The sequence below is a fragment of the Peribacillus sp. NPDC097198 genome (assembly GCF_044762055.1).
Lineage (GTDB): Bacteria > Bacillota > Bacilli > Bacillales > DSM-1321 > Peribacillus.
Map to the genome: position 1 here is coordinate 260,226 of NZ_JBIWDO010000002.1, position 12,333 is coordinate 272,558.

Below are 12,333 nucleotides of genomic sequence, written 5' to 3' on the forward strand. Positions count from 1 at the left end.
TGGTCAATTGAAGGAGGAACCCGATTTGAAAATTAAAGACCTCCATGTTTATGGCTATGGGAAACTGGAAAACCAGAGGTTCTTAGAAATGGGGCAGCTGCAGGTCTTCTTTGGGGAGAATGAGTCAGGTAAATCCACAATCATGTCATTCATACACAGTCTTTTATTTGGTTTTCCGACAAAGGTTCAAAATGTTCGGCGATATGAGCCTAAACTTCATGCCAAGTATGGCGGGAGACTCACGCTTATTACAAAAAAAGATGGTGAAGTCATCATTGAACGGGTGAAGGGGAAGGCAACGGGAGATGTGAAAATCACATTCCAGGATGGGAGAACCGGAGGCGAAGAAGAGCTTAATGAAATTCTTCATGGCATGGATAAAAACTATTATCAGTCCATCTTTTCTTTTGACCTTCAGGGGTTACAAGGCTTGTCTGCCCTTAGTGAAGGGGACATGAGTAAATATTTACTTTCGGCAGGCCTGATAGGGAATGATCGGTTGCTGGAGGCGGAAACGAAGCTACAGAAGGAGATGGATCTCCGGTTCAAACCTTCCGGGCAGAAACCACTATTAAACGTGAAAATAAAAGAGCTTAAAGAATTGGAGAAACAAGTCAAAGCTGCCGAAGTGGAACAACAGTCTTATACTGTTTTGTGCCAAGATGAAATCGAGCTGAAAAGCCAACTGTCCAGCTGTCTGGAACAAATCCAAGAGATGGAGAGAAAACTTGTTGAATCGAGTTCTTTTTTACGAATTAAGCCATTATTCGAGGAACGCCGGGAAATTGAAGCAAGATTGAATGACATTGGGGACATGAAACTTCCTTCGGATGGTTTGAGGCGGTTAGAGCAGCTGCAAGCCGTTGAAGTTCCATTAAATGCTCAACTGGCGGCCTTGAATGAGAAGGTGCGTAAAATCGAAAGGGACCTTATGCAAAATGAAAGTGGTTCGTTCCTTAGGAAGAATAAAGAAAAGGTCGAATTTGCCATCGAACAAGGGGCGATGCTGGATAAGCTAGAGCTGGAAATAAGGAAAGTAGAACATGAAATTCAGGCTGAAGCAAAAAAAATCGAAAGGATTAAGCAGGATTTATTTTGGGATGCTGCTGATCAACATATCAGTAAGCTTGATACCAGTACGTTCATGAAAGAAAAAATAAAGAGAGCGGAAAGGGAAAAGCATCATTTGCACCAAAATGAAAATCTGCTTGATGAAAAATACAGTCGGCAAAAAGTGGGTCTGGACACGACGGAAGCACGGATGAAGGAATTAAAGGCAAAGCTTATGCCTTCGGAAAAAAGAAACGAGTTGGAAGCCATCGTCAACAAACGACAGGATTCCAACTTTGACGAAGTGAAAAGGCAATTTCTTGATGAGCAAATTTCAGAGCTGGAGGGCCAACTAGACTCCCGGAAGAAGCGACAGGATCATCATAAGCGCTTCCACTTACTAACTGGCGGATTGATTATCCTCATATGTGTGATTGCGATAGGAAGCTTCGTCAAAGGCCAGAGCCTAGGCGGATTTATTTTACTGAGTGCAGCCATTGTATTGGCTGTTTCTCGGTTCCTTTCCAAAGGTGACGATAGTCTGGTTGGACAGTCTGCGCAACTTGAGCAAGCGAAAAGGAAACGTGCAGCGTTGGATCGGGTCAATAAATCTCAAAGGGACATGAGTGCAGAGGCTATGAAGCAGCTCATCAACCAAGATGATGACTTTCAAAAACAGCTGGACCATGAAATGTTTAAATATAAAGAACGGGAGGATTCCTTCGAATCCACCATCCAGGAATATGCCGCATGGGAGGAGAGAAAGGTACAGCTACTAGAAACCGTGAATGCCATCATGACTTCTTGGGGCTTCCCGCATCCAGGTTCGGACGTCAATCTAGAGTCTGCCTTTGACGAGTTGGTGAAGTGGAAGGCAGCAGTTGAAAGAAAGAATGAATATATCGAGACCCATCGCTTATTAAAAGCCGATTTCCATAGTATATCGGATGCGTTATTTGATTATGCCTTACAGATTGGCAAAGAGCCATCCACATGGAAGGATGCCATCCTAACGTTGAAAAAGGAAGTTCACCTCATGGCGGATCAAACAGCCAAGTTTGTGCAATGTCAGCAGGTACTCAGAGATTTAATGAGTGAAAAAGAAAGCCTGATGCTGGAAAAAGACTATCTAGAAAAGGAGAAGGCTAAGCTACTTACGAAAGCTAAGGTGGATAGTGAAGAAGCATATCGTGAAAAAGCCATTTTGGCCGATGAAAGAATCATGCTGCAAAAGCAATGGAAGTTACTCAACATTCAATTGGAGCAAGCGGATATACAACCGGAGCGAATCCAAAGATTTTCCGAACAAGGAATCAACGTGTATTCGGTTGAAAACTTGGAACAAAGACGGAAGGATCTAGTAAAGGAAAAAACAGTTTTACTGGAGAACCAAGCTGATACTCGATATAAGATCAAACAGTTGGAGGCAAATGGCGTTTATGAGGAGTTGCTGCATCGTTTCCATGAAGCAAAAGCCGCTTTTAACGAGGAAGCAAAGGAATGGGCAAAATTGGCATTGGCTAAAGGCTTATTAAATAAAACCCTGGACCGATATAAAAGGGAACGGCTTCCAAAGGTCATCGCGGAAGCGGAGCAACATTTAGTTTTTTTAACGAATGGTCGCTACCAAAGAATCATCCTGGAGCCAAAAGGTGAAGGGTTACGTGTAGAGCGGAGCGATGGCTTGAACTTCGAGGCCGAGGAAGTCAGCCGGGGAACGGCTGAGCAGATTTATGTGTCCTTAAGGCTAGCACTTGCCGATCATACTTTTGCGGAAGATCCTTTTCCCCTTATCATCGATGACAGTTTTGTTAATTTTGATGGGAAGAGGACAAAACGGATGCTTGAGCTGTTGAATAAGGTATCCCAAAGGCGTCAAGTTTTATTTTTTACGTGTCATGATCATAATTTGCACCATTTCGAGGGAAATGACGTGATTCATCTGTCCAAGCAAGCTTTGACTCCAAAATGATCATATTTTATCCTCCCCGACATAAAATGAAAAAAACCTATAATAAAGAGAGTGAACGAATTTGGACATGCATGATTTTTTGAATCGATATGATGCTTCGCTACAGTTACTCATCGAGGATGAATTTCCTGACAGACGGTGTGTTGGCGGGAAGTATTCGGTTTCGAAACATACCATCACGTTATATAAAAAAGATATCGAAATCCAATTGCAACGTTTACTTGGTTCCCTCGAAAGGCTTGAGGAATATGTATGGATCATCTTTGCCCATGAGATGGGCCATGCATTGGACCCGGACCTTTCCATGTTGAGCATGGAATTAGTTGGTCCGAGTAAACGGGAAACGCTCTATCAAATAGAACTCAATGCATGGAACATTGCAGGTGAATTGATTCCATTCATCGATCAAGGCTTATTTAGTAGAGTTAGGGATGAGTCGCTGAGCTATTGTACAAAAGACGTACTTGTTGGTTGAAAACCCTCCGGAATTGGAGGGTTTTTTGTTTTCACATCGACTCATGACTTCGAATGGAGATAGTTGAAGGGTCTTCGGGATTCCTATGGACGCGTATGTCGGTTTCCAGTATATAAGCTGAAGGATCTGAGCGTAAATGAAGGCATCGTTCTTTTTTTAAATTGACATTGAGAATCATTTTCATTAAACTAGGATTAATAGACTAAAAGGGGAGTAGTATAATGAGTCCATCTCTTAAAACCCAGTCTTTATCATGTGGTAATGCTGAAAAATCAATTATAAATGGAATGAATATAGAAATGCCTCAACCTCATAAGGTGTCACCTTCAATCGAAGAAGAGCTGCAAACGTATCGGATTTCCTTTAAAGAGGAGATAAACAATCCAAGAAACGTGGAGGATATCGAAGAATTGATTGGTTATGCAATAATCCGCTCTGGAGCAGATACTCCTAGGGTTGCCGCTTCCATGTGGTTCAGGCGTTATGCATTTTTTATTACGGCACAATTGTACATGATCAGTAAGCATCGGCTTGTTTGGAATGGTTCGCTTTCTGATTTGGCCATTCTGGATGATCCTGCAGATGTGCAATGGTTTCCAAAATTCTGGCTGAAAGAAAATAGTTGGAGCGATGTTCCGGAGAAGGAAAGCCAACAAGCATTACATACTGTATTAAATAAATTTGGCGCTGATGTCATTGTCCCACTTTCCAAATCTACTAAAGTATCAAGACTTATACTTTGGGAAAATATATGGGGGTATACGGTCTGGATGTATTCAGAGTTGTTGAAGCAATGTGATATCAAAGAAAGAGTGGAAGCCGATATCGAAAATCTGCTGGATGATGAAATCTGGCTGGGGATGGAAAAGCGGTCACCATTCAAACGCTTCATCGGGGAAAAGACGGTACCTGAATCCATGAATTCTTATAAGCGTGTGACATGCTGTTTATATTATCAAATCGAAGGTCAAATGAAATGCCCTTATTGTCCCAATAGTAACTGTTGAATGATTTGTCTAGGAACCAGGCTGTAAGTAAAGCCTGGTTTTCTTATGTGCACTTTAATAGAAACTAAACGCACTAACCAAATTGGTATGTTATAATGTTGATATTTAATTGAACGGAGGCAGTCGCATGAACAATGGGATCATTCATTATGGAATTGGTGAAGTAGTAGATATATATATGTACATCAAAACGAGTACAAAGGCGGTTGCGAGTAATGGCAAGCCATTTTTGACGCTGATTTTGTCTGATAAAACGGGTGAAATAGAGGCTAAACTCTGGGATGTATCAGAGGCTGATGAAAAAACGTACAGTGCCGAGGCTACGGTGAAGGTACAAGGAGAGGTTCAGAATTATCGCGGTCGGAGTCAATTGAAGATTCGTCATCTTAGACTGACTACGGATGCTGATGGCGTCACAAAAGGCGATTTGATTCAAACGGCACCTCTAAGTCAGGAAGAAATGATGGAGACCATCACCCAATTCATCTTTGAAATGAGAAATCCGAATATCCAAAGAGTGACTAGGCATCTGGTCAAGAAGTATCAGGAAGAACTCTTAACATTCCCTGCTGCCACTAAGAACCATCATGAGTACATGTCGGGCCTAGCTTACCATGTCGTGTCCATGCTGGGGCTTGCAAAGGCCATTTCAGGCTTATATCCATCCCTTGATAAGGACCTTCTATATGCCGGGGTCATTTTACATGATTTAGGTAAAGTCCATGAGTTATCGGGTCCTGTGTCAACTGTTTATACGGTTGAAGGGAACCTGCTGGGCCACATCACGATCATGGTGAATGAAGTGGGCAAAGCTGCGGAAGAACTTGGAATCGATACCGAAGAAATAATGATTTTGAAACATTTAGTTTTGAGTCATCATGGAAAAGCGGAATGGGGAAGTCCGAAACCGCCTATGGTGAGGGAAGCGGAAGTCCTTCATTATATAGATAACATGGATGCCAAAATCAATATGATGGATCGGGCCCTTGAAAAAGTGAAACCAGGGGAATTCACCGAAAGAGTCTTTGCACTGGATAATCGTTCATTCTATAAACCAACCTTTAAATAATGAATATGCTTCTTTCCTAACCGGGAAAGAAGCATATTTTTTTATCTCCTGCATATGCTCTAGTAAAACAATGGGGGATCTTGAAAGGAGAATGGACATGCCAATATGGATCTGGTTCGTGTTTATTGGAATCATTGTCAGTGCCGTTATGTCAATATGGACAGCGAGGAAAGAACGCATGATAGACGAAGCGTGGATTGAAAAGGAAGGGCAGAAATATATAGACCGTATGATAGAGGAAAGAGAGAAACGAAAAGAGGCCTAAGATAATAGTAAAAAGCGACAGGGGGTGGTCCCTGTCGCTTTTTAGTGTGACTATTATTTTTCTGTAGCAGTTTCGGATGTGATGGAATCTTTCAATTCTTTATCCTTGACCTTCACGTCTGCTTTTTTAATTTCGGAATCTAAAATATTTTGAACTTTAGTTTGGTCAATTTTAGCCACTTTTAGTTTATATTCAAGATCCTTTTTCATATCTTTATACGATTCTTTTTCTTTCTTATCCTGCAATTGGATGATATGGTAGCCAAATTCAGATTTTACTGGCTTGGAGATTTCGTCTTTTTTCAGCTTAGCTGCAGCTGTTTCGAATTCCGGAACCATTTCACCTGTACTGAACCAACCAAGATCTCCACCCTTTGCAGCGGTTCCTGTATCAGTGGAATATTCTTTCGCAAGTGCGGCAAAGTCTCCACCCTTGTCCAATTTAGCTTTGACTTCTTCAGCCGTTTTCTTGTCTTTCACAAGAATATGTCTGGCTTTAAGGTCTGGTTTGTAGTTTTCGTAAGCTTCTTTCACTTCCGCTTCCTTCACGTTAATGTCCGCGATGGCCGCTTTTTCTTGAAGCATGCCGATTCTAAGTGCACGCTTAAGATCTGCTTCACTATTATATCCAGATGAAGCTAAAGCCGAGTCGAAGTTTTCGCCCATTTGATCTTTAAGCTCTTTTACTTTAGCTTTAACTTCTTTATCCGTTACCGTGTATTTATCTGAAAGAACCTTTTCGTATACCATTTCCTGAAGGACTTGGTCACCGTATCTGTCTTTCATCACATTGTAAAACTCTTCTTTTGATATATCTCCAGCTTTTGATTCCACTACTGCTTCTTTGTCGCTGTTGCATGCTGTAAGTCCGATCAGTCCAGCAGCTACGGCAACCGATAATGCCCACTTCTTCATTTAGTAACAACTCCTAATTTTTAAGTTTCTTTTTTTTGTAATTATTCGATTATCCACAAAACTAACTATAACATATTTTGGCTGTTTTACAAAAAATAATATATTGATGTACCTTTAAGAATTTCAAAAAAACTGGGTGTATGCCCACCCATATCCTGAATCCCTACATATGATAAATCGAAGACAACAATGGAGGTAGTTTTATGGGTAATCGATATGGCAGTGGGTTTGCTTTATTGGTTGTTTTATTCGTCTTATTAATGATTGCTGCGGTCGCATATTGTTAGCCGAACACAACATTAATATGATAAGTGCCCACTCCTTTTGGAATGGAGATGAATAGGATAGGGTAGCCGCTCATGAAATTTACACATGGTGAATAAACCTGATGAAATGTATTTTTTTTACGGGTTATAAGAGTGTGCATGAAAGTAATCTTAATCTGGAATGGGAAGGAGGAAGATCAATGTCTGGAGGAGTTGGTGGGGGCTTTGCCCTAATAGTCGTTCTTTTCATCCTATTAGTAATCATTGGCGCATCCTGGTTATAAGAAAAGACAAAAAAGACGAAGCCGTGTGCTTCGCCTTTTTCTTTATGTGGATAGAAGCGTTGGAATACCACATTAATGCAGGTATGTAATGATTATTATCAGTATATACGCAAGGGCTTCCCTTTACACATATAAAACTTCAATATAGGAGGATAATAACAAAATAGTGATCAACACATTAATGGTCCTGAATACTTTAGGTTGCTTTTCTTCAGAGATTTCCTTTTGAATACATAAAGAGTTTGTCATTCTATTAATATTATAAAGAATCACAATAGCAAAAATAATAAACCAGAACGAGATCAAAAAATCCCTCCTTGCATAACATCATGTATAAATACGATACCAAATATTAATGAAAAAAGATACCTAAAAATCTTGGTAGCGTCGGAAGGAGGCAATATTCATTTTTGGACTAGGATATCGTATCCTTCTCCGTGCTCCTCAATGAAGGATCGCCCGGGTGATCCTATCAGGTTCTTGACATAAATGAAATCCGACACGCACAAACCTGTATGCAAAGATAGTAAAATGGTGAAATAATGGGTGTAGTGTGGGAAAGCCACGGCGCAACCGATAAAAATAAAGGACATGATGAAAAAGGGTAGAACCAAGGTGATAAGATAGAGATTTTTCCGAATCGGATGATGCACGTATACTTTGCATGTAAGTACGAGATGCCACCTGAGGGACCATGATGTTTTTACCTTTTTACATATTAATCTCATAGGTAAGTAGTGTAATAATTTGTGAACAGGATATAATAAGAGCAATAAGCTAAAAAATCCCATCGTTTGATCGTCATACAAAATGACATGGGGTGAAAATACGCTTAATAATGTATATATTAAAACAAATGACATCATTATAGTGAAAACTGTAAATAGGAGTAGACGGCAACTCCCATACTGTTTTGAAAGGTCAATTGTTTTCCATGAATTCATGTTGAAATCAGCCTCCATAGACCCTTAAATTTACTTACATACATTACGATGAATGAATGGAAAAAGCAATAGGTTTTATGGATTTTGTTTTTAGATAAAAAAGGATGGAGTTTCCAGGCTCAGGATTGGTGGGGCATTTCGTGGAGTAACGAAAATTAACTGAAAAAATAATAATGGATTTTGTATGCATATGCTAAATAATGATTGATTGGGGACTATAGAATGAGAAGTGTAAATGAGGAAATCGAAATACTCCGTTTTCACCAGCGACTGCTACTAAAGTTAATTCATAATCCACAGGCAAAATTGGATTATCTTTTCGTGGAAAAAAATTTCACGAAGAGGGAAGCCGAAGAATTACATGCCTTATGTGATGTATTGAGCAAACGCTTTGAAATAGAAAAAGCGGAAGGGTACATGAATTTTCGACCGCTTTTTAGTCAACTGGAGAAAAATTTGAATCCCAAAACAACTATAAAAGAATGCATTGAGGCTTGCCTCTCACAAGGTATATATGTATCGTTCATGAAGGAAATGGCTAAAATGTGAGATTAAACGGCCTCAGTTTCTTTCTCTATCTTTTTTTTTGTAATTTTGCCCTCCACGTCAGTAAAGTCCCGATCGATGTTAGCAAAGGATTTTTCGAATATTTCCATGAAATCTTCCCCATAGATATTACGGATGACAGCCATCATCTCAATCATTTCGGGGAACTTACCGTAAAGTTCACGAAGGGGCATCGCTCCGGAGAAAGCGGAGTTATTACTTGGTTCATAAGTCTCCATTAAATCAAGTATGACTTTTTCTCCCTCATCGGTGATTTCGATATACGTGTTTCTTTTATCATTCTCTTTTTTTGAGAACGTCAAGAATCCACGTTCTTCCAATTTCTTGGAAAAGTTAAAGGCAGTAGAAACATGCATGACCCCAAACTTGGCCACATCGGAAATGGAAGAGCCATTAAGATGATAGGCAATCCATAGAATGTGGTGCTCATTAATGTTTAAATCATGAGGCTTAATCCATTGTTGCCAGTCTTTTTCAATTGATTTCCATAAAGCTTTACTTAATTGAGCGATTCGCTGACTGAATATCATTGCTTCTTTCATAGAATAATTTTTATTCTGCATCTTATGGGCTCACCTACTTATCAGATTCTGTATATATTATTATGACAATAAAATAAAAATTAATAAAGAGAATATTAGCAAAATTTTTAGAAAATTTAATAATCGCCAATGAATTCTCCATTTTTCCCTAAAATACGATGTATTTTTATGGTAAAAATGGAGATTCGACAATATGCTTCCTTTTGCCTTCAGTTTTTAGAAGAGGGTATGGTTGTTTCCAATTCTCTTAAAGATTCCTCTATTTCTTGAACATTCCTCAATAACTCCGTTTTATTCGGTTCGATGTCCTGCTTCCAGTTCTCTATGACGACTTGTACATCCGAAATGAAAGTTTTCACCGTTTCTTTGCTAATTTGAGTCGCTTCCATCGTGTCCTCTTTAATATTCAGCAATTTAACCTTCAACTCTTCAATCGTTGTTTTAATTTCATCGGAATTTGTTTTAATGCGACTCCGTAGGTCTTTCCCTGAAGTTGGTGTAGAAAGTAATGTGGCTGCACCCGCTACAACTGTTCCGGTAATAAAGCCGATCAATAATGATTTTGCCTTCATTTAGAATCACCTCATTTTATAATTATTCATTTCGCTTAACATGGCCTAAATCCCTGCTAGGAAAAACATCAATTGGAAATTATGTTATATAGGGATATAAATGCTATTGATAACAAAATACCATAATTTTCTTCCTTATGGAAGAGGATCTACCATTTTATCTTTATATCACAAAAATATTTTTTTAAACTTCTTTCTTTCAATAATGATAGGGAAACCAAGCGTGAAGACTCTGGAAGTTTACATATAAAGGGAAGTTCAGCATATAGATAATAAAAAAACATGCTGTCGGCTCTGTTGATGGCATTGGTGGGTTTACAATGAAAATGATATTTTTATTAGGTCTACTATGCCTGTGCGGGATGGGGTATTTTTTAGCAAGAGCAAAACATCCAGGGAGTTATCCCCCTAAGAGGGTGCTTCAGTCCAATGCAGTCATGCTGGGGGTCCCAGGTGCCTTTCTGCTTTTGGTCTGGTTATTATGGGTGCTTGTTCATTAAGCGCCCGAGTGGTTTTAGGATGAGTTGGCGAGATCTAGTGGGTGTTGGTTCGAATCCATATAGGAGTGTAAAAAAAAGCACCGGGCATCCGGTGCTTTTTAAAGTATGTTAATCCTGCTGATTAAGCATGAACGGGTATCTTTGTTTTTTTTACAATGCCATTCACAATTGGATAAATAACGATGATTGCCACTGTGTTAAGCAGTACGGCAGGAAGTACGACAGCTCCGAATAGTGCAACGAAAGGTCCTGGCAAGGAAACGATGTAATAAGCCGAACCAAGGAAGACAGCACCAGATATGATGGTTCCTAAGGCAGTCAGGATACTCACGCTGATAACGGAAGTTGAAAACTTCCTAATCCCGATGAATAAAAGGTAAAACAAAAAGGCTGTGACCAACTTATCGATGATATTGGGGATTTGTCCTCCAGGGAATGTCGTTGTCATGGCAGAAATGGCTCCAGCAGCCAGGGCGACGATGAATACATTCTTTTTCTCGGGAAACAGTACAATCGCCAAAAACATCATCAGCAACATCATGTCAGGCTTCATTCCTAAGAAGAATCCAGGAATGATAAAATGGAGGGCTGCTCCAATCCCAATTAATAGGGACATCGACACAAGGGTTTTCGTTTTCATTTACTCATCTCTCCTATTCTCATCTCAACTAAATTTCTTCAACAATGCACTATTGCTTGTTGCAAGAAGTTTTAAATATTATATCATAGGACCTAGCCTTTTAGAAGTCAAAATTACCTACATATCAAAGGGCTTGAGTTTCTTTTGCGCTGTAAGATTCTTGGAACTTTTTCATGAACGCAGCAAGTTCCAGACAATGGGAAAGTGGAACGGCATTATAAATGGATGCCCTGCAACCTCCGATGGAGCGATGTCCGTTAAGGCCTACGAATCCAGCTTCTTTTACTTCCTTAAGGAACTGCTTTTCAGCTTCTTCTGTTGGAAGTGTGAACGTTACATTCATATGTGAACGGCTATCAGAAAGGGCGTGTCCTTTATAGAAGCCATTGCTGTTATCAATGGTATCGTAGATGGCTTTAGCCTTTTCTTCATTGATTTGTGCGAGTTTTTCTACACCGCCTTGTTCTTTTGCCCAATCCAATACAAGGGATAATAAGTATATGGCCAATGTTGGTGGTGTGTTGTATAAAGAGTTATTTTTTGAATGAATAGAATAATTAAGCATGGAAGGAATCTTGTCATTATCAGTTATTAAGTCTTTACGGATAATCACGACCGTGATTCCTGATGGTCCCAAGTTTTTTTGTGCTCCCGCATAAATGATGCCGAACTTACTAACATCAATTTTTCTGCTAAGGATATCGCTCGACATATCTGCCACGAGTGGGACGCTCCCTGTTTCAGGAAATCCCTTCCACTGCGTGCCGTAAATGGTATTGTTGCTTGTAATGTGCAAATAGGCAGCATCTTCATTCATTTCGATATCAGTAACTTTGGGAATGAACGTATATGTATCATCTTTAGAAGAGGCAACGACCGCTGTTTCCCCAACTTTCTTCGCTTCCTTTAAAGCCTTTTCCGACCAAGAACCAGTCAGGACGTAATCTGCACGCTTCCCATCTTTCAATATGTTCATGGGAATCATGGAAAATTGGAGGCTGGCTCCACCTTGTAAAAGCAAGATTTCGTAATTGTCCGGAATTTCCATGATTTCTTTCAGCGTGTTGATTGCATGATTGTGAATTTTTTCGAATTCTGCGCTTCTATGACTTAATTCCATGACAGACATGCCAGAATCCTCGATATTCAACCATTCATTTTGAGCTCTTTGTAAAACTTCCAATGGAAGGGCGGCAGGCCCCGCGTTAAAATTACGTGCACGTTTCAATGTGTGTTCCTCCTATACAGTAATGTGTGAAAGTATGT

16 protein-coding genes are annotated in these 12,333 nt (G+C 39.8%); 9 read left to right on the plus strand and 7 right to left on the minus strand.

Annotated features, from left to right (window positions below):
* The first annotated feature begins 25 nt into the window (after window positions 1–25).
* From ACIQXQ_RS04315 to ACIQXQ_RS04335, 5 genes are all read left to right on the plus strand, one after another.
* On the plus strand, window positions 26–3,022 hold the full coding sequence (locus ACIQXQ_RS04315) for an ATP-binding protein (RefSeq protein ID WP_402955729.1): 2,997 nt from the start codon (window positions 26–28) through the stop codon (window positions 3,020–3,022).
* 67 nt (window positions 3,023–3,089) lie between these two features.
* Window positions 3,090–3,497: a hypothetical protein gene (locus tag ACIQXQ_RS04320; RefSeq protein ID WP_402956034.1), complete on the plus strand. Its 408-nt coding sequence runs from the start codon at window positions 3,090–3,092 to the stop codon at window positions 3,495–3,497.
* Between the two features lie 221 nt (window positions 3,498–3,718).
* Window positions 3,719–4,504 carry a (2Fe-2S)-binding protein gene (locus tag ACIQXQ_RS04325; RefSeq protein WP_402955732.1) on the plus strand — a complete coding sequence of 262 codons (786 nt, stop codon included), beginning with the start codon at window positions 3,719–3,721 and terminating at the stop codon, window positions 4,502–4,504.
* A gap of 127 nt (window positions 4,505–4,631) precedes the next feature.
* Entirely contained in the window at window positions 4,632–5,573 is a 942-nt protein-coding gene (gene yhaM / locus ACIQXQ_RS04330) for a 3'-5' exoribonuclease YhaM (RefSeq protein WP_402867705.1), read from the plus strand.
* A gap of 97 nt (window positions 5,574–5,670) precedes the next feature.
* Window positions 5,671–5,838: a sporulation YhaL family protein gene (locus tag ACIQXQ_RS04335; protein WP_402867706.1), complete on the plus strand. Its 168-nt coding sequence runs from the start codon at window positions 5,671–5,673 to the stop codon at window positions 5,836–5,838.
* 53 nt (window positions 5,839–5,891) lie between these two features.
* On the opposite strand, the gene ACIQXQ_RS04340 is transcribed toward ACIQXQ_RS04335, so the two are convergent.
* Window positions 5,892–6,752, minus strand: coding sequence for a peptidylprolyl isomerase (locus tag ACIQXQ_RS04340; RefSeq protein WP_402867707.1), 861 nt, complete (start codon window positions 6,750–6,752; stop codon window positions 5,892–5,894).
* A gap of 203 nt (window positions 6,753–6,955) precedes the next feature.
* On the opposite strand from ACIQXQ_RS04340, the gene ACIQXQ_RS04345 reads away from it, so the two are divergent.
* Window positions 6,956–7,039, plus strand: coding sequence for a YjcZ family sporulation protein (locus ACIQXQ_RS04345; RefSeq protein WP_402868524.1), 84 nt, complete (start codon window positions 6,956–6,958; stop codon window positions 7,037–7,039).
* 179 nt (window positions 7,040–7,218) lie between these two features.
* Window positions 7,219–7,302, plus strand: a complete 84-nt coding sequence (locus ACIQXQ_RS04350) for a YjcZ family sporulation protein (RefSeq protein WP_402868526.1) — start codon at window positions 7,219–7,221, stop codon at window positions 7,300–7,302.
* A gap of 123 nt (window positions 7,303–7,425) precedes the next feature.
* On the opposite strand, the gene ACIQXQ_RS04355 is transcribed toward ACIQXQ_RS04350, so the two are convergent.
* Window positions 7,426–7,608 (minus strand): hypothetical protein, encoded by a 183-nt coding sequence (locus ACIQXQ_RS04355; protein WP_402867708.1) that lies wholly within the window; start codon window positions 7,606–7,608, stop codon window positions 7,426–7,428.
* Between the two features lie 98 nt (window positions 7,609–7,706).
* On the minus strand, window positions 7,707–8,264 hold the full coding sequence (locus tag ACIQXQ_RS04360) for a DUF3267 domain-containing protein (RefSeq protein ID WP_402867709.1): 558 nt from the start codon (window positions 8,262–8,264) through the stop codon (window positions 7,707–7,709).
* Window positions 8,265–8,468: 204 nt separating this feature from the next.
* Between ACIQXQ_RS04360 and ACIQXQ_RS04365 the strand changes: the two genes are divergently transcribed.
* The gene (locus ACIQXQ_RS04365) at window positions 8,469–8,795 is read left to right on the plus strand and encodes a DUF1878 family protein (protein WP_402867710.1); all 327 of its coding nucleotides are present in this window, start codon (window positions 8,469–8,471) and stop codon (window positions 8,793–8,795) included.
* 2 nt (window positions 8,796–8,797) lie between these two features.
* Here ACIQXQ_RS04365 and ACIQXQ_RS04370 read toward each other — a convergent pair whose 3' ends face one another.
* Together ACIQXQ_RS04370 and ACIQXQ_RS04375 are read right to left on the minus strand one after the other, a co-directional pair.
* Window positions 8,798–9,376, minus strand: coding sequence for an HTH-type transcriptional regulator Hpr (locus ACIQXQ_RS04370; RefSeq protein ID WP_402867711.1), 579 nt, complete (start codon window positions 9,374–9,376; stop codon window positions 8,798–8,800).
* A 188-nt stretch (window positions 9,377–9,564) separates the two neighbouring features.
* Entirely contained in the window at window positions 9,565–9,927 is a 363-nt protein-coding gene (locus ACIQXQ_RS04375; RefSeq protein ID WP_402867712.1) for a YtxH domain-containing protein, read from the minus strand.
* Between the two features lie 320 nt (window positions 9,928–10,247).
* On the opposite strand from ACIQXQ_RS04375, the gene yhzF reads away from it, so the two are divergent.
* A complete protein-coding gene (yhzF, locus tag ACIQXQ_RS04380; protein WP_402955735.1) occupies window positions 10,248–10,427 on the plus strand; it encodes a membrane protein YhzF in 180 nt (59 codons plus the stop codon).
* A 121-nt stretch (window positions 10,428–10,548) separates the two neighbouring features.
* On the opposite strand, the gene ACIQXQ_RS04385 is transcribed toward yhzF, so the two are convergent.
* Entirely contained in the window at window positions 10,549–11,067 is a 519-nt protein-coding gene (locus ACIQXQ_RS04385; RefSeq protein ID WP_402867713.1) for a tryptophan transporter, read from the minus strand.
* Between the two features lie 124 nt (window positions 11,068–11,191).
* Complete coding sequence (gene serC / locus ACIQXQ_RS04390; protein ID WP_402955760.1) at window positions 11,192–12,295, minus strand: 3-phosphoserine/phosphohydroxythreonine transaminase; 1,104 nt, start codon at window positions 12,293–12,295, stop codon at window positions 11,192–11,194.
* Window positions 12,296–12,333: the final 38 nt, after the last annotated feature.